Genomic DNA, 17,538 nt, shown 5'->3' with positions numbered 1-17,538 from the left:
ATCTCTCTATTTTGGTTTTTTTTTATTTTTTGAAATAAGGCTGTTTATTAAAACGGTTATCACTATTATCACAAATAAACCTACCCCATAAAGAAACCAAGTCTCTTGATAAAAAATGACTGGTGATTTTTCTAATATCGCTATGGTATTTAGAAAATGAGGCTCTTCTAAAAAAGAGAGAAGGTTGGCCTGCGAAGGGTTAATAACGTAGTCGTCACTTTTATCTTTCTCTTTCATAACTTCGGTAATGGAGCTGTAATAGGAGTATTGGTCCGATAGGTTACTGTGGTCAATGCGTGAGACCGTTATGTGGTTCCCGTTTTGTTTTACAATGATGGGCAGCCAATCTTTTTTGCTTTCTTTTAGGTTAAAAAACAAATAATCCCCTGCTTTTTTAAAGGCTACTTTTACTTCAACCGGTTTGTCGGTCCAAGTATAGTCGGTAAAGTCGTTGTTCAGCAGGTCTATTTTGTAAGCCGTTTTTGTGTTGAAGGTATAGCGTCCCTGTTTTTTTGTCAAGGGAAAGTTTTGCTCGAGTTCCCCTTTTTTGTCACGGTTAAGAAGGTCTTCCAAATCGTATTGTTCATTCTCGGTCAATTTTGTGCTTTTATTCAATAGTTTCAGCATACGGTTTTTAATGCTGTCGTTCCTGTAAAAAAGGATGCTGTTTTCAACCTTAAAATCGCGATGGTCGTTAATTTGTGCAGTATTTGAAGGATGAAAACCAAAATAATGCTTTATGGTACAGACACCCTTGTTTACCTCAATGTTCCAGAACATATCAAAAAGATTTTGGGGGTATTTCTTATCCAACACATCAGATTTGTCCATAGGGCCAATAACCTTGTATTCCCCTTTAAAGTTGGACGGAAAAGCTTTAAGAACAGGTTGCTCGCTGGGCAAAGGGCGGTTGGAGTACACTACCCGGCAACCATGCAGTGTAAAAATCATGGTTGCAATGAACAATATAGCTTTGTGTTTGAATTTTGCCTTCATAATACTTTTATTGGCTTATTGATCAATACTTCCGTATGTTGTATGAGATAAGGGCATTGTGGACAAACATAACATGAACCGGTTTTCCCCGTTGCCGTGCGGGCTTCATGTTTAACGTATGGGCATTGAGTATTTTTTGTATGCCATTGGACGCTTTTTCATTAAACGGACGCATATTCTTAATATGGAATTTTCCATTGGTGTCAAGAACCATGCCTATTGAAACCTTTCGATGGTTGCTATTGTTGTAGGGTTTAAACCATTCTTTAAGCTTGTCATTCGTTATTTTGTCCTGTAACCATTCGTTAATGTATTTTTCTTGGCAACGGCGGTCCTTGCTGTCGGTACAGAAGGGTATTTCTGGCTTTTCGTGAACAACACTGAGTGGTATTGCATTTTCAAAATTTACATGAGGCTCTTTGCGGAGGGTTGGCTTTTGTTCTGTTTCATTTTCATTTTCATTTTTTAATTGTTTCGTATCTATTTTAGCAAGGTCTATTTCGCCTATTTTTTGGGTAAGCTCGGGATCCAGGTAAATTTCTATAAGTGGGTCTGCATAGCTGTACTGCAGTCTATGGTAGTTTATTGCTTTGCGCACCGTTTTAAGTTGGGGGTACTTTACGTATTCTTTATATGTTGGGGTGTGGTCAGCTCCGTACCATTCAATTTTATGTACGAAATAGGCCGATCTGCCCGAACGTGTTTTGCCTTCAAACAACTGTTCTACTTTTTCGGGCTTTATTTTAAAAAGGTAATCAAAACTGCGTCGTCTTTTTGTCTTGAACACTTGTTCATATTCGTGGCGCGGGGCATACCCACCAAAACTTCTTTTGGTATAGATTACATTGGGCGTAGCTACAGGTATTTCCAGTATAAAACCGTTTTGGTCAAAATCATACCGCATTAACCCCATTTTATCGACCACGTAGGCCGTGGTTGGGATTTTTTCGGCATAGCGTTGCAAATTGCCCAATTGTTCGGCAATGTATTTTTTATAAAGGGTATTCTGGCGTATATCGCTGGCATTGTACCCACCCCATGTTTTGTTGTCGTTTCTGTAACTTTTGTGTTCTCCCGGTCTGTCATAATAGATTTCGCAAGCCGTACGCGAACTCAAGCTGGTTGCGGCCGCAAAGAGTGCTTTTTGGGCGATGACCGAATTCACGCCTTCCCTCGGATACCTTATTTCCCCAGCATACCTGTTGGGATACCATACCTCCTTGTCCATGGTATCGAACAGCGGACGGTAAAACTTCACCTTGAGCAAGCCGTTGTACTTTTCGTATTCCTTACCTACAGTAAGCCCTATTAAATTTTTGTCCGGTTCGCCCAAGAGGGGCAGTCCTTTAAAAGTAAGTAAGGAAATAGACTCAAAGTCTTCATCAATGGTCGGGATGGTCATTGTGGATACTGCTGAAAATTTATCAGTGGATTTTACTATGCCCTCGGTAGTTCTTGAAGTGGGTTTTTGATGCTGTCGGTTTGTAATGGTTTTGTTTTCGGTAATGGAAAGAGATGCCGGGTTTTCCCTTTCGCTAGTATTGTTTTCTTTATTTCCTATGACATCGTTTACGGCTTCATCTGCTGTGTTTACAATTGTATTTTCAACAGCTTGTGTCACTTTCTTCTTCAGTTTTTTAAGAAACTGTGCGTGTGCCGTGCCGCCCGTTATTAATAAAATAGCGAGTATGATTGAATTAATTGTTGTTTTCATAATATGTGTGAGTTATTTGGTTCTTTCTTCAATATTTCGCCGCCACTTTTAAATACACGTCTAATCCTATGGTGTTGTTGGTGTTTAAAAACCCTAGATATAGAGTCTGTCGAGTTCCGTTTGTAGGTACAAACGTCACTTCTTCACCTATGTCCTTCCATGCTTTTAAAGCCTTAAAGTCATAGTTCATCCGTTTTTCGAACAATTGGCTGTCCTGTTCGCTGGGCAGGAGGTAAATGTTGATGTCTTCGTATTTTCCTTGCTCTTTTACCAGGATCTCATTGGCCCGGTCTGCATTTTCCGAGCTCGTGCCCATCCTATCGGCCAAAACATCGAAAACAAGTTTCCGGGCTTCGGGCCTAAAGGTTTTGCGTTTGCTCACATAAACCGTATAATAAAAACCTGTAGCGTTGGCCGGGATCTGTAACGGGACGGCTACCCGGGTCTTTCCCCGCCAGGCGGTTATAGAATTGACCGCAAACGTTCCTTTGTAAATTTCTTTGAGCGAGTTGTTTTGTGCGTCAACATTAAAAAAGAAAAAGAAAACAGCGATAATAAGTAGTGAAGTGCGCATATTGTATGGTTTTAAGTAACTGATAATTAAAACTATACAACAAACAGGGATAAGGCAACCACAAATGAGCAACTGCACGGGTTCAATTATTTTCTGCAACCCTATGGTGGATTTTTGCTGAAAATTAGTAAATTGGGTACTCCTCAAGTCAACTCCTCATATTTTTCCATTGTGAACGGTTTTTATGAAAACAAAATTATTTTTGTTGGTCTTCTTCATGGTGTCCTGTTTGGGTATGGCCCAGCAGACCGTAGTAGATTCCCTTAAAACCCTGCTGGATAAAAAGGAGGTTCCCGATACGCTGCGGACCATTTACCTATTGAACATGGCCCACGCCATTGCCACAACCAATAAACCGAAGGCAACCCAATATACCCAAGAGGCTTTAAAAATTGCCAAAAGCAATAATTGGAACGTAGGCATTGCAAAAGCCTACCGGCAACAAGGGAACGTGTATTATTTAAAGTCTGATTTTACCCAAGCTTTACAGCAGTACCACCGAGCCTTGGATGCAGCCCATTTTGAAGGGAAAAACCTCTTCGATGCTACGGTATATAGCAACATCGCCAACATCTATGCCGATATGGAAGAGTTTGACAGGGCTTTGGAAAACTATAGCAAGCTGCTTCAAATTGCCGAAGAAACCGATTCAAAACCCCAACAATTGATTGCCATTTTCAACATAGCCACTGTGCAAATGGACCAAGGGAAAGATTCCTTGGCCGTTGAAAACCTTCAAAAAGCACTGTCGCTTTCCGAAGAAAAACCCCTTCAAATTTATTATCCCACGGTTTGCAATAATTTAGGATTGGCTTACCAACACTTAGAAGATTATGAAAAAGCACTTCTCTATTACGATAAAGCCTTGAAGCAAGCCGAAATTATAGAAGATAAAGCAACGATGGCCATTGTATTGACCAATATGGGCAAAATTTACGGGTACCAAGAACAAACAAGAAAAGCCGAAACCACCTTGCTAAAAAGCATTGACTTAAACGCAGAAACCGGGGCACTGGATCGGGAAGCAGAGTCTTGGCTGGCCTTGAGCGAAACATATCAAAACCAGGGAAAAGGCACTGAAGCCTTAGCAGCCTATAAAAAATATATTGTGCTCAACGATAGCATCCAAGACAGGGAACAGCAAGTGGAGCTGGTAAAAAAAGACCTAAGCTATGAGCATCAAAAAGAGCAGGCGCTTTCCCAAGCCGAAATCGACAGGCAGCGCACCCTAAAGAAAACGGTAATCCTTGGGGGCAGTGGGCTATTGCTTGCACTGGTCGTGATTCTTGTCCTGTACAAGAAAAAGCGCGATGCCGTAGAAGCAAAAACGGTATCACAGTTTGAATCTAAAGTTGATAAAACCAAGCTTAAAGCGCTTCGGTCGCAGCTGAACCCGCATTTTATCTTCAATTCGCTTAACTCTATCCACGATTTTGTCGCCAAAAACGAAAAAACGGAGGCAAAGGCTTATTTGGTGAAATTTGCAACCTTGATGCGTCAGACTTTGGAAAATTCAGAAAAGGAAGCGATTCCCTTAAAAGAGGACTTAGAGTTATTGACTACATATTTTGAAATAGAGCAAAAGCGGCTGCAACACAAATTTTCTTTCAAAATTACGGTCGACCCGTCTATTGATGTGGAAAACACTTTGGTGCCGCCGTTGATCCTGCAACCTTTTGCCGAAAACAGTATTTGGCACGGTATATCACAAAAAACCGGCACCGGCCATATTTTGGTTCAGGTTCAAAAAAAGGAAGAGATGATTCTTTATTCTATTGATGATGACGGTGTAGGGCAGTTAAAAGATGCAACCAAAAATGGAAAGACGAACAAATCATATGGCATGAAGCTCACCAAAAACCGCATAGCAATCATTAATAAACGAAACAGTGTCCAAGGGCATGTTAGGTTGATAGACAAAAAACAGGGGGTGCGGGTAGAAGTAGGACTCCCCCTGCAACTGGCATTTTAAGGTATGGTAAAAGTAATGGTCATAGATGACGAACAACACTGCATAGACCATGTGGTGGAGCTGTTGGCGTCCTACAAAGAGGAGTATGTTCTTGTGGCTACGGCAAAAACAGTTGCCGACGCTTTAAAAATAGCGAAGGAACAACGGCCAGACCTTGTTTTTTTAGATGTGCAAATAGGGCCAAACACAGGCTTTGACTTTCTGGAGCAGGTAGGCCCTGCTTCTTTTGATGTGATTTTTACCACTGCTTACGACCGGTATGCCCTTAAAGCCATAAAGTTTAGCGCATTGGATTATTTGCTGAAACCAATAGGCACAAAAGAGTTCGCCACCGCCTTGGAACGTTTTAAAACCCATACCACACAACATATGGCACAGCGTATTGCTGTATTGCTTCAGAATATGGAACACCAAAATGCGTTAAAAAAAATAACCGTGCCTACCAGCGAAGGGTACGAATTCTTGGAAGTTGACCAAATTTTACGATGTGAAGCCGATAAAAATTATACCCACATTCATTTAAAAAACGGAAAGAAAATAACGGTGTCTAAAACATTGAAAACCTTTGAAGAACTGTTGGCTACGGAACAGTTTTTCAGGGTACACAATTCGCACTTGATCAACCTGAACGAAGTAAAAAAATATGTCAAGGGAAAGGGGGGTTATGTAATTATGACAAACAATCACAGTATCGAAGTTTCGACCCGGCGGAAAGAACAATTCTTAGAACACTTAAAACGATAAAAGGTAAGGAAAGTTTCAGAAAACCCCTTCCAATTATTGTCTATACCGTTCTTCTTTTGTAAGAAAAATTTGAAAGTTGTAAAAATATACGTAATCAGCTTAAATTTAGAGGGTTAAATGCTAATGCTTTAGATATTATTGATTAAATTTATTGGGTTGTAACCAAATAAATCAAATAGTATGAGCGTTCCAAAAATTCCAACCACTTACACGCACAATCTCAACCCGATACGCCCGTTTGATATAGATGCCGATCTGGACGCCAAACATTCGGGCAAGATTGCGACCGAACTTTCCGGCAGTGTGGAAAACAAGATAAGCGGAAGCCTATCCACCACAAACACCTTGAAACTAACCGGAGATACCAACGAACCCGTAGCCACAGACAACAAGCTGGAACTTATGAACCTGCCGCGCTTTACCTTAAAAGACATCAAGGACTTGATGAAACAACGGGTGCGCATTCCCAATTATTCCAATGTGTGCTTTAAAATGTTGGGCGTAGAGTTTTTCAGCATCTGCGTAGGCGGCGAAAGCCAGATCATCACCGAACCCTACGTGCCCAACGCCGCTGAACGTTGCGAAGAAGACCCATGCTGCAAGCCCGATACCCGACCTTTCCCCGAAAGGGATTCCAATGAGCCCCAAGGATAATTAAAATCTGTTGCGTTATGTTAAAAAAAGTGCCCGATTCCCAGTTGAAGAACATCGCTGTTGGCGAGGAGGAAATCATCTTGAACGGCCCTCCCGGCAACTTAATGGGCAGTATTGAACTGCACAATAAAAACGAGAGCAAGACCCGTATAAAATTCCTTGACCTTAAAGCCACAAAAAGCAAAAAGACCGAAAGCCTCAACACTGTTCCGCTTTATATCAACAGCAAGTTGCGACCCGGCGAAAAACGTATGGAACACCTTATGCTTTCCATAGACCCTAACACACGTCCGGGCACCTACGAAAACCAAATAGACATCGGTGGCAAAAAACGCAAGGTGACCATGGTAGTGCAGCCTACTATTTCGGTAGCGATCAACCCCACCGAATTTACCTTTCAAGGAACAGCCCCCGAAACAAAGCACACCGCAACATTTACAGTGGTCAACACCGGCAATATGCCGTTTGAAATACCCAAGGTGACCCACGTCGCCCCATTGGATATGGACTTGCTGTGCCGGGCTTTTGGCTATGGTTTCCGGTACGATAAAGAGGAAGGCTTTACCGATACCATGGACCACGTAACCCGAAACCTAAAAGAAAACATGCCTAATTGGGCCAACTCTAAAGTAAAAGAGGCCGGGCAGGTTTTAGAACCTGGAAAGAGCATGTTGGTGAACATTGAAATCACCATCCCCGAGAACGCCAAGGCAGAAAACGATTACGACCTTACCATCCGGTTTTGGGAGGAGCAAGTGTCATGTTCGTTCAAGTCACATACCACAAACCCATAAAACGAGAAAAAATGGAAAATAAACCTTTACAGTCCAATGTGTTCAGCGATTCGGTCATGAAAAACCTTCAGGGACTTACCAATATGTCCATGGAATTCTATGGTACCATGCTGGACAATATGACGGGAAACAGCAACCAGTTCAGTAAAAATGCCGGACAGTTGGGCAAAAACGTCCTTCAGCCTTTAAAAACCATGTTCAATACTGGGGATTGTTGTCCACCCCAAGAAGAATGTCCGCCGCATTGCTTGACCAGCATGCATAGAACAGCTATGAAGGGAGAGCGAATTATCATCCCATTTTATGTGAAAAATGATTGCAATGCACCTAAAAAATATAGGGTAGGAGCCCGGCCTTTGATCGATCAAGATGGGAATGATGCCGGCGTGCAACTTAATTTAAATAAAAACGCGGTCCAATTGGCTCCCTTTGGTAAAGAAAGGGTGTTGTTGCATTTAGATACGGGAAAATTGGAAAATGGCACCTATACTTCGGAAATCGTACTGCGAGAAAAAGAATACAATCAAAACATCTGCCTTACCGTGGAAATCGCCGATCATCCCGGCATTACGGTAACGCCCCACGAGGAGAAAAAATACAAGCTAAGATGGCAAAGCTGGAAATCGCATTATTATTGTGAGCCCATCCGTGACCAAGACCAAGACCGATAACACCAAGCCCATGGCATCAAACAACGACCAAATACCGTTTGAAGAACTTTTCAGAAAAACCGTTGCGCTCAATAAAAAATTTATGGGTCAGGGGTTTAAGATATGGAGCGAGATGAGCCAAAAGCCCAAAACAGGCAAAAGCCCATTTGTTTTCAAGCCCGAAGCGTACAGCAAAGCCTTTACCGAGTTTGCCAAAATGAATTTAGAATACTACAATAAGGCGTTGGAAATGGGCTTTTCATTCGCCAATGAAATGATCGATAAAGAAGAACCTTCTGGTCATACCGAGACACAACCTGCATTTGTACTGGAAGAAACCGCCAAAGCCGGAGAACGGCTTAGCTTGCAGTTTGTTCTGGAAAACACCAAAACAGAAACCGCGAGTTGCGAACTGGTCAATTCCCCTTTTACGGATACTGCGGAACCTGCTAACGAAATCAATATTAAAACCACTTTTAAACCACAATCCTTTACTCAAGAGCCAGGCGAAAAAGATACCGTGGCCATTGAGCTTCATATTCCAAAAAAGACCCCCAGCGCAACCTATAGTAGCGATGTGGAAGTAGTGGGCTTTGAGCCTTCCTTCTTCCGTATCCTACTGCACATAGCACCACCAGTTAAAAAACAAGCCAATGGGAACGTCAAAAAAAGGACCACGAAAAAAAAGTAATTCCGGTAAGCAAAGCAAACAGGAAGACGCCTCGTGGATCGATACAGACCGTGTGGTGAACAAGGCGCAGCGTATCGTTAATTCCGCAGTGAACGTACTGGAAGAAGAAATAGCCGCAGGTATTTTAGCGGCCAAAAAGATTGAGAAAAAATTAATAGATGTCGATGAAATCCGGGAAGACCCCGACGCCTTAATGAACCGGATTCGGCGGGATTCGCATGAAGTGTTAGACTTATTTATCGACGCCTTTGCTTCCTTAACAGGCCAAATGAACAGTGTGGTGGAAGCTCTTAAAAAAGAAACAGAGGAACAGGCAAAAAAAAACGGCAAAGCATCGAGCACAAAACCACCATCCAAAACTTCAAAAAGCACCCCCGCTATTATTACATTAGAACCCGATGCCCCAATGAAACCGGGCGAAACGGTTACTTTGACAATAAGCATGTTTGAAGACCATCTGGAAAGCCCTAAAAAAATTGAACTTAGAAAAAGCGATTTGATTGGGCCGGGCGAACACGTAATCTATAAAAGGGCCATAAAAATAGAACCTAAATCCTTTTCGCTCAGACCAAAAAAAGAAAAAGACCTGAATATCACGTTAGACCTGCCGAAAAACAGTCAGCCGGGATGTTACAACGCCTTATTGACCGATAAAAACGACCCGTTGGTGCGGGTGTTGATCGCTTTGGAAGTATTGGAAACATAAAAGATATAGCTAGTTAACGGGTAGGTGTAGGCAATGCAAACAACCTAATATTCAATAAGCAACACGTTATGGATACCACGCACATGAAACAAAAGCTGGCCGATTACGGCACCGAGACCCTCTTGGGGATCCATGCGTTTATTCCTGAAAAAGAGCCCGATCAATACCTCTATGGTTTGTTATCAGATTACCCCAATCGAGGCGGCAAAGGGTTCCGTCCGGGGCTGTGCATCGCAAGTTGTAAAGCATTTGGGGGAAAGTTGAAAGAAGCCAAGTTTTCAGCAGTTGCCTTAGAGATGTTGCACAACGCATTCTTGATCCATGACGATGTGGAAGACGAGAGTTTTTATAGGCGCAAAAAACCGACCATGCACGAAGCCACCAGCCGTGCCATAGCCATAAACGTTGGCGATATGTTCAATGCCCTCAGTTTATCCCCTTTATGGCGCAACCGGGATTTGTTGGGAGAAAAACTGTCACAACGTATCTTTTTGGAAATTCAGCATTTAATAACCGAATCGGCAGAAGGGCAAGCCCTCGAACTGGGATGGCGCAAAGACAACCGCTGCGACCTCACCGAAACCGACTACCTGCGGATGATCCTTAAAAAAACTTGCTGGTACACCTGTATCCACCCAATACGTATTGGGGCACTTATTGGGAGCAAGGGCAGTGTAAAACCGGACGATTTCAATAGGTTGGGTTATTTTATGGGCGCGGCCTTTCAAATACAAGATGATGTGCTCAACTTGGTAGGGGAAGAAAGCGCATACGGAAAGGAAATAGGCGGCGATATTATGGAAGGCAAACGCACCTTGATGCTTATTCATCTGCTCCTACATTGTTCAGCTTCTGAACGAAGGTTCATAAAAGGATTTTTAAAAATTCCCATTTTAGACCGCAACTTGGCTGAAGCGAAAACAATTTTGGAATTAATGCATGACTACGGTTCCATTACCTACGCAAAAACGACCAGCAAGTATTTGGCAGGAGCGGCCCTTAAAGAGTTTTACTCGCATTTTTCACATTTGGAAGAGAGCGAGGACAAAGCTTTTTTGGAAAGCATTATTTTATATATGATAAACCGTGATTATTAGCTATGGTACAGATACGCCAAAAAATAGAATATGATTGCGATGTGCTCATCGTTGGGGGAGGGCCTGCTGGTAGTGCCTTGGCGTATCATTTGGCGAAAGCCAACATCAAGACTATTGTTATAGAGGCTAAAAAGTTTCCCCGGGATAAGGTATGTGGCGATGGCGTGAGCCCTGTTGCATTGCGCGAACTTCATACCATGGGCATCACCCAAACCAATACATTTAAAAAAGCAAACAGTATTGATACGGTTGGCCTGTTTATGAAAAACGACCAAGCCCATATTAACTTGGAAAAGCCAGATGACCTGCCATTTCATGCACGCATAATACCCCGAATGGAATTGGATGCTATGATTTATGATACAGCAAAAAAGGAGGGCGCTGTCTTTTATGAAAACTGTAGGATGATCGATTATAAGGTCTATGCCAACAAGGTGGTAACGACCTATAAAAATGGAAAGAAAGAAGGGCGGCTGATTTCAAAACTGATTGTAGGGGCAGACGGAAGCCGATCATTGGTAGGGCGAAAATTACGCGGCTATCAGCCAGACCCCGCGTATCAATTGTTGGGGTTGCGGTCGTATTATGAAGGTGTCAATGGCCCACGCAACCGGGTGGATGTTTATTTTAGTGAAGAAAACTTCCCTGGGATTTATTGGTTGTTCCCAAAAGGGGAAACAGGAGCCAACGTAGGGATGGCGATGATTTTTAAAACCTGTCCGAAAGAGGCTTCAGAAGTACGGCAATGTTTTGCCAACCATATAGCCACCAACCCCGATTTACGGAAACGATTGGGCAATGGCAAAGCAACCGAAAAAATACAGGGCTGGCCCATTACCTTTTACGATTCCCGGAACCCTATAACGGCAGACCGTGCGATGCTGGTAGGTGAAGCCGCTGGACTTATAAATCCCTTGAGCGGCGATGGTATTCAATATGCCGTGTTAAGTGCTCGCTGGGCAGCAGAAAGTTTAATTGATTGCATACAGCAAGACGATTGCTCGGCAGATGCTTTGGAAGGGTATAAAAATCAACTGGAAAAGGAGCTGGCCTATGATTTTTCCTTGTCCAATTTACTGGTGCAGTTTGGGCGTAACAAAACCCTTACTCCGCTATGGATGAACTTTTTAAACATCCTTATTTCCCGTTGCAAACACGATCCCAAGTTTGCCGCCATTATTGCAGGTATATTTGAAGGGACGTATCCATCGTATAAAGCACTTACTCCAGATTTTATCATGAAAATCCTTTTTCAGGCTGGGCTGGATGCCAATGGATACCTACTTAACGGATTGGCTCAGCCGGGACAATTGGTTGCCGATGGTGCCAAATTTGCCGTAACCACCCGTAATACTGTTACCGAATTAGCCAAAAACCCCAAGGCACATATAAGTTGGCTAACCGATGTGGCTGGAAAGACTTTAAATGTGGCTCGGCATAGTTTAAATAAAATTTAGAAAACTAAATCAAAGTGAATGATGGATAACACCATAAGACGAATTTTCCTTTTCCCCGATTCTAAAAGGGAGGGAAAATTCTATACAATTGTTCAAACAGAGAAAATTATTACCCTTTAGGGATAGGGAAATATAATTTTCAACAAAAAAAGGTTTATCCATTATTCAAGTTAAATCAATATATGGGATCAAGCAAAACTCAAGGAAAACTTTTGAGGCGAAAATCCGAAGATTGGACTGCAATTCAAGAACCTACTGGTAATTATGGATATGAATATGCAATGTAATTTTTCAAAATTATAATTAATGTTTCAGCTTAAGTTCCTTAAAACCAGTAAAATTAGGCTTAAAGTAATTTTAATTAACTTTGGTCAAACTTGTTAACTATAATTAAATTAAGGACCTTAAACACAAGAATATTAATTATGAAAAAAATTAAATTATTATTTTCCGTAGTGCTGATATTTGCTTCGTTTTTTGCTATTTCCCAAGAATGGAACGGTGATGATACCAATAGTGATACCCAAGCCAAACAACCCAATAAGGTGCAAAAACCGCACAAAGGACAGCAGATGATGGTGTTAAAGGAAAATAATAAAAGCTCTGAAGCTTTTGCAGCGGTTGAAACTGCAAAATACGAAGTTAGGATAGCACCGGTTACTAAAAATAAACCGGCTGTTACTAAGCTTTTAATTAGATTTTTAGGTTCAGATAAAAAAGGAAAGGTCAATATGCTGGTTAAAAATGGCGGAACCGTGATGCAAAACCTGAACCAACAGGCAGCGACTAACGTGGCCAATGAACTTCGAAAATTAGGCGTTAGGGCAGAAGTACTCTCAACAAATAACAGTGCATCGTCTTTAGAGGCCAATATAAACGATAACGATAATGGTCAGAATCAAACTTCTATGTATGAAGTTAATATTAAGCCAGTAAAAAGTAATCAGGCCGCTGTTCTTAAATTTTTATTGCATCAATTAGGTACCAATGAAAAAAATAAAGTTTCAATACTCATAAAACACGGTGGCACCGTAACCCAAAACCTGAACCAACAGGCAGCTAATAGTATGGCTAATCAACTTCAAAAATTGGGAGTAACGGCTGAAGTAAATACTATGAGCAGTGAAGTTCCTAAAGTAAAATACTTGGTAAAAATGCTGTCGTCTGGCAAAAATAAGGTAAACGTGATTAAAGTAGTTCGAAACTTGACAAATTTGAGCCTAAAGCAATCTAAAGATATTGTTGATAATTTAGACGTAGTGGAAGAAGGCCTAACAAAAAAGGTTGCAGAACAATATAAACGAATGTTGGAAAATGCCGGGGCCATAGTACGAATTGAATCTATGTCTTCTCTAAATGTCAATAATTAAATAATGAGCACGATCTATTGGGTGCCGAATAATAGGCTACACAAACGATACTAAATTTATAATAAAGCCATTGATCTAAAAAAGACAAAGTAACCACAACCGAAAAAATTCGTCATCTTCTTGTAATGGATATCATTTTGCTATTCACAGTTTGATAAAGTGGGAGATACTTTAAAAAAAAACGATAGGGCAAATAATCAACACCAAAGACCAACAGCTCTATGGTTATGGAAATATAACGACAACAGTAACCCGTATTGTTTTGCGTATAATACGTAAAATGATATGAAACATGTCTAAAAAAATTGTATAGACCAATTAGGATAGTTCTAAAATAAAAAACTTGGAGTTTTGATGGGTGGTAAACGTGATGGTGCTTTCATTCCATATCGCTAAGGTGTCTCTGTTTTTTAGGATAGGACTATTAGTGTCGTTATGAAGCATGATTTTTCCATATACCATATAGATAATAGCACCTTTTTTGTTGTTATGAAATGTATGTGTTTTGTGTACACCAGCATTATAGTTTACAAAATAAAAAGAAATGTTTTTTTCTTGATCATTGATAAGCTTACTGTCAAACACTTTACTAATGGTATTGGGTTTATCCGTTAGCTTAAAGATCTCTGTGCAATTTTCTTTGTTCTTTGAAGCTAAAGCAAAGACCAAACAGTCTAGGTTTTCTTTTTTATCCTGATTGTATTCTAAATGCATGTCGCCTTTTTCATAACATAGCAACTGCACTTCTCCTTTAGTAATAGTTGTGTTGCCATCTTTAAGAGATCGTTGGGTTAATGAACCGCTAAGGGGTATTAAAATAGCGGTAACATCTTCATGGGTATGGGGCAAGATGCCCAGCCCAGGTTTCAAGAAAAACTCTTGCAAAGCTAAAAAAGACCTGAATGGATACACCTCTGGCAGGGGACGAAACTTATCACTAATCCTATGCGTGATCTTTCCGAAACTTGTAGGTTCTACAACCTTGGTTGTCGATAAAATAACTTTATTGTTCATACAAAAATCATCATTAAAACTTAATGAATATTAGTTTTGCCAATTAAAGGGAGGAGTTATTTATCGATTAAGATACAAAAAAAATAGATTAAATGCATTATTTTTTTAAAACAACAGGAGGTCATAAAAAGATATATGACCAATACCTGTTGCGAAAATACATAAACTGTGTGACTCCCAAATCTTGATAAGAAGTTTATGTATGTACCCTTATTTTTCTAGAATAATAAAATTAGATCGTCTGTTCTTTTCATGCTCTTCATCTGAACATTTTACACCGTTGGAACATTTATTAAGTAAACGGGATTCTCCAAATCCTTTCGCACTAAGTATTCTATTGGTGGCTATTCCTTTTGAGTATAAATACTCTTGAGTCGCTTTTGCTCTTTTATCAGAAAGAGAGAGGTTATAACTATCAGATCCTCTTGAATCGGTATGAGCTTCAATTTTAATAACCATATTTGGGTAAAAATTCATTAACTTAACAGCACCATCTAAGGCTTTAGCAGCTTGTGGTGTTATATTGGCTTTATCGTATTCAAAATAAATAGGATCCATTTTAATCTTCTCAAAGCCTTCTTCGTCTTTCACAATCATATCGGTAGCTTTTTCTAGTATAAAGTTTACAGGATCAGTAATACCTTGGTCTTTATTGCCAGTTTGTGCATCCTTGGTCTGTTCAAAATAATCAGGTTTGGTTGCGGTAAGTGTTATTGTGTTGTTACATGGTATTGTAACCTTAAAATTACCGTTTGCATCGGTTATAAGGGTGTGGATAATGGCGTTGGTGCTATCCCGTACGGTTACCGTAACATCTGCTAAGTTGTTATTGTCTTTTTGGTCTTTTATATTTCCGCTTACCACTTGATTGCAGGTAAGGGGTTTTCTGGTAAAGTGATAAATGTCATCATCGCCTTTTCCATCAGGTCTGTTCGAGGCAAAATAGCCAGAAGTTACATCGTCATCAAATACTATAGAAAAGTCATCATAGCTGGTGTTGGCCACTTTCCCTATGTTTTTTACATCAGAAAAGCTTTTGGTAGCATTGTTAAAAGAGGCTTCAAAAATATCTAGTCCACCAAAACCTACGTGTCCGTTGGATGAAAAGTAGAAAGAACCATCGCTTGCCAAAAACGGAAAAAAGTCGTTTCCTGCTGTATTAATAGTAGGCCCTGCGTTCTTAGGTTCGGAAAGCATACCGTCCTTGTATATTTCAGAATAATAAATATCTGCCTGGCCATATCCCCCTGGCATATCGGACGCAAAAAAGAGGAATGTACCGTCTGGACTTACAGAAGGATGCCCGGCTGAATATTCTTTACTATTGAAAAAAAGTTCTTCTTTGTTTTTAATTTTGCCATCCTCCATCGTCGCTTTATAGAGCACAAACTGGTTGCTGCGGTTATTGTCCAGTATCAACTTGTGTTTTTCTGTATGGCTCGATGTAAAATAGACTACATGGCTATTGGGCGCAAAGGCAATGGTGGCATCGTGAAAATCAGATTTTATCTGCTTAGAAAACAGAGTTGGTTTTTCCAGCATACCATTTTCTGCTTTTTCGGACACAAAGAGACTTAAGAAAGGCTGTTCGTTCCATAAATATAATTCCTTTGCAGCACCCGGCCTAGAGGATGAAAAAATAAGACTGTCCCTATAAAGTACCGGTCCAAAATCTGAATATTCAGAGTTTATGGTACTATTGGAAATGGTGTATCTAGATTCTTTTGACGAATTCAATAATGCGTAAAAGGAGTCCCGTTCTTTTATAAACTGTTCTTTTACTTTAGGTTTATCGTTATTTTCGAGAAACTGAAGGAAAACGCGGTCTGCTTTTTTATATTCCCGAACGCTTCGTAAGCTTCGTACATACCTATATAGGTTTTCTTCGTCTAGGTTGGCATTCATGTTATAAGCACGTTCATAAAGCATGGCAGCTTTCCTATTGTTGTTAACGTTATAGTTGGCTTCAGCTGCTTGTAATAAGGTTTCCTCTGAAACTTTATCCGCATTTTCTATATACTCATTATAGGTAGTAGCCGCACTTTTAAAAGCGTTTTTTTTAAATAACCGTTCCGCTTTATTGAGTGATGCTTGCGAATAACAAGTGCTAACAAATAGTATTAACGAGAGTTGTATAAGTAGTTTCATAATTAAGTTTTAAAAAAATCTGGGTGAGTTAATTCTTTTAAGTTTACTGGGTAATGTAAATCGCAATACAATTTCGTGGCTACCGGAATTAAAGTTGGTTAATTCGGTTAAGGTATAATCGTACGAATAGCCTACAAAAAAGCCTGAAAACAATTCGATACCTGCTAGCGCACTTACCGCATCATCATACCGGTAGGATACCCCTAACATGAAACGCTCATTGTATAGAAAGTTGGCGGAAACATCAACCACAAAAGGATAATCGGTTTGATATTTAACTAAAAAGGCAGGTTTAAACTTAAACCGAGGGTTTAAATCAAACACATACCCACCCATTAAATAATATTGAATTTGCTCTTCTGCAATGGATCGCTCTTCGTCATCATATAAATCATCGGTCTTAAAATCTGGGACAGATAGCCCTACATACCATTTTTCACCATATAAGTAGGTACCTGCACCTATAACTGGCGTAACCCTTTGGTCAATTTTGTTCATCAATAAAAAGTCATTGGGATCTAAAAACAACCCTTTGGAAAAATCTACATCATAAAGGTTAACTCCGGCACCTAACCCAAAAGCCAATTTGGTATTGGGGCTGACCATAACGGTATAAGAAAAATTAGCTACCGCATTAAACTCTTTGGCTGGCCCAATGGTTTCATTCTGAATATTGAGACCAATACCTATTTTATCATTGCGTAGGGGAGCGTGTATTCCGAGGTTTTGGGTTACGGGTGCTCCATCTAATCCTGTCCATTGGTCTCTATAGGTGCCAACAATGTCCAATGTACCCAAGGAGCCAACGTAAGCTGGATTAATTACGGAGGTATTATACATATACTGTGTATATTGAGCCTCCTGCTGTGCGGTCATTTGGAAAGACATGATCCCAATTGCTATTAGCATACATAGCCGTACTAGGGGTGCTATCGTTTCTTTTCGGGGTATTGATTT

The 17,538-nt window shown here is 40.4% G+C and carries 16 protein-coding genes; 10 read left to right on the top strand and 6 right to left on the bottom strand.

Going from position 1 to position 17,538, the window contains the following annotated elements; genetic code table 11:
• Positions 1-6: 6 nt before the first annotated feature.
• The 3 genes from DDV96_RS14540 to DDV96_RS14530 are packed head-to-tail and all read right to left on the bottom strand — an operon-like array spanning position 7 to position 3,284.
• Positions 7-996 carry a hypothetical protein gene (locus DDV96_RS14540; RefSeq protein WP_116695514.1) on the bottom strand — a complete coding sequence of 330 codons (990 nt, stop codon included), beginning with the start codon at positions 994-996 and terminating at the stop codon, positions 7-9.
• A gap of 22 nt (positions 997-1,018) precedes the next feature.
• Positions 1,019-2,710, bottom strand: coding sequence for a hypothetical protein (locus tag DDV96_RS14535; protein ID WP_116695513.1), 1,692 nt, complete (start codon positions 2,708-2,710; stop codon positions 1,019-1,021).
• A 28-nt stretch (positions 2,711-2,738) separates the two neighbouring features.
• Complete coding sequence (locus tag DDV96_RS14530) at positions 2,739-3,284, bottom strand: hypothetical protein (RefSeq protein WP_116695512.1); 546 nt, start codon at positions 3,282-3,284, stop codon at positions 2,739-2,741.
• Positions 3,285-3,468: 184 nt separating this feature from the next.
• Here DDV96_RS14530 and DDV96_RS14525 point away from each other — a divergent pair, with 184 nt between their 5' ends.
• The 10 genes from DDV96_RS14525 to DDV96_RS14480 all read left to right on the top strand — a co-directional run bounded on the left by DDV96_RS14525 (position 3,469) and on the right by DDV96_RS14480 (position 13,419).
• Entirely contained in the window at positions 3,469-5,256 is a 1,788-nt protein-coding gene (locus tag DDV96_RS14525) for a tetratricopeptide repeat-containing sensor histidine kinase (RefSeq protein WP_116695511.1), read from the top strand.
• A 3-nt stretch (positions 5,257-5,259) separates the two neighbouring features.
• Entirely contained in the window at positions 5,260-6,000 is a 741-nt protein-coding gene (locus DDV96_RS14520) for a LytR/AlgR family response regulator transcription factor (RefSeq protein WP_116695510.1), read from the top strand.
• A 180-nt stretch (positions 6,001-6,180) separates the two neighbouring features.
• Positions 6,181-6,654, top strand: coding sequence for a hypothetical protein (locus DDV96_RS14515; RefSeq protein WP_116695509.1), 474 nt, complete (start codon positions 6,181-6,183; stop codon positions 6,652-6,654).
• A 17-nt stretch (positions 6,655-6,671) separates the two neighbouring features.
• Entirely contained in the window at positions 6,672-7,448 is a 777-nt protein-coding gene (locus DDV96_RS14510; protein ID WP_116695508.1) for a COG1470 family protein, read from the top strand.
• 11 nt (positions 7,449-7,459) lie between these two features.
• Positions 7,460-8,119 (top strand): hypothetical protein, encoded by a 660-nt coding sequence (locus tag DDV96_RS14505; protein WP_116695507.1) that lies wholly within the window; start codon positions 7,460-7,462, stop codon positions 8,117-8,119.
• A complete protein-coding gene (locus DDV96_RS14500) occupies positions 8,085-8,789 on the top strand; it encodes a hypothetical protein (RefSeq protein ID WP_133240864.1) in 705 nt (234 codons plus the stop codon). Before DDV96_RS14505 ends, DDV96_RS14500 begins: the two co-directional genes overlap by 35 nt.
• The gene (locus DDV96_RS14495) at positions 8,752-9,495 is read left to right on the top strand and encodes a hypothetical protein (RefSeq protein WP_116695505.1); all 744 of its coding nucleotides are present in this window, start codon (positions 8,752-8,754) and stop codon (positions 9,493-9,495) included. Before DDV96_RS14500 ends, DDV96_RS14495 begins: the two co-directional genes overlap by 38 nt.
• Positions 9,496-9,563: 68 nt before the next feature.
• Positions 9,564-10,592 carry a polyprenyl synthetase family protein gene (locus tag DDV96_RS14490; RefSeq protein ID WP_206074032.1) on the top strand — a complete coding sequence of 343 codons (1,029 nt, stop codon included), beginning with the start codon at positions 9,564-9,566 and terminating at the stop codon, positions 10,590-10,592.
• A gap of 2 nt (positions 10,593-10,594) precedes the next feature.
• Positions 10,595-12,049, top strand: coding sequence for a geranylgeranyl reductase family protein (locus DDV96_RS14485; protein WP_116695504.1), 1,455 nt, complete (start codon positions 10,595-10,597; stop codon positions 12,047-12,049).
• A 377-nt stretch (positions 12,050-12,426) separates the two neighbouring features.
• A complete protein-coding gene (locus DDV96_RS14480) occupies positions 12,427-13,419 on the top strand; it encodes a ribosomal protein L7/L12 (protein WP_133240863.1) in 993 nt (330 codons plus the stop codon).
• A 318-nt stretch (positions 13,420-13,737) separates the two neighbouring features.
• On the opposite strand, the gene DDV96_RS14475 is transcribed toward DDV96_RS14480, so the two are convergent.
• The 3 genes from DDV96_RS14475 to DDV96_RS14465 form a co-directional block, all read right to left on the bottom strand.
• Positions 13,738-14,433: a pirin family protein gene (locus DDV96_RS14475; protein ID WP_116695502.1), complete on the bottom strand. Its 696-nt coding sequence runs from the start codon at positions 14,431-14,433 to the stop codon at positions 13,738-13,740.
• Positions 14,434-14,643: 210 nt separating this feature from the next.
• Positions 14,644-16,581 (bottom strand): OmpA family protein, encoded by a 1,938-nt coding sequence (locus tag DDV96_RS14470; protein WP_116695501.1) that lies wholly within the window; start codon positions 16,579-16,581, stop codon positions 14,644-14,646.
• 9 nt (positions 16,582-16,590) lie between these two features.
• The gene (locus DDV96_RS14465; RefSeq protein ID WP_240607742.1) at positions 16,591-17,490 is read right to left on the bottom strand and encodes a PorP/SprF family type IX secretion system membrane protein; all 900 of its coding nucleotides are present in this window, start codon (positions 17,488-17,490) and stop codon (positions 16,591-16,593) included.
• Positions 17,491-17,538 lie beyond the last annotated feature (48 nt).

Origin of the sequence: Marixanthomonas spongiae, assembly GCF_003095375.1 — a bacterium.
GTDB lineage: Bacteria > Bacteroidota > Bacteroidia > Flavobacteriales > Flavobacteriaceae > Marixanthomonas > Marixanthomonas spongiae.
This window is presented reverse-complemented; position numbering and strand designations above follow the sequence as displayed.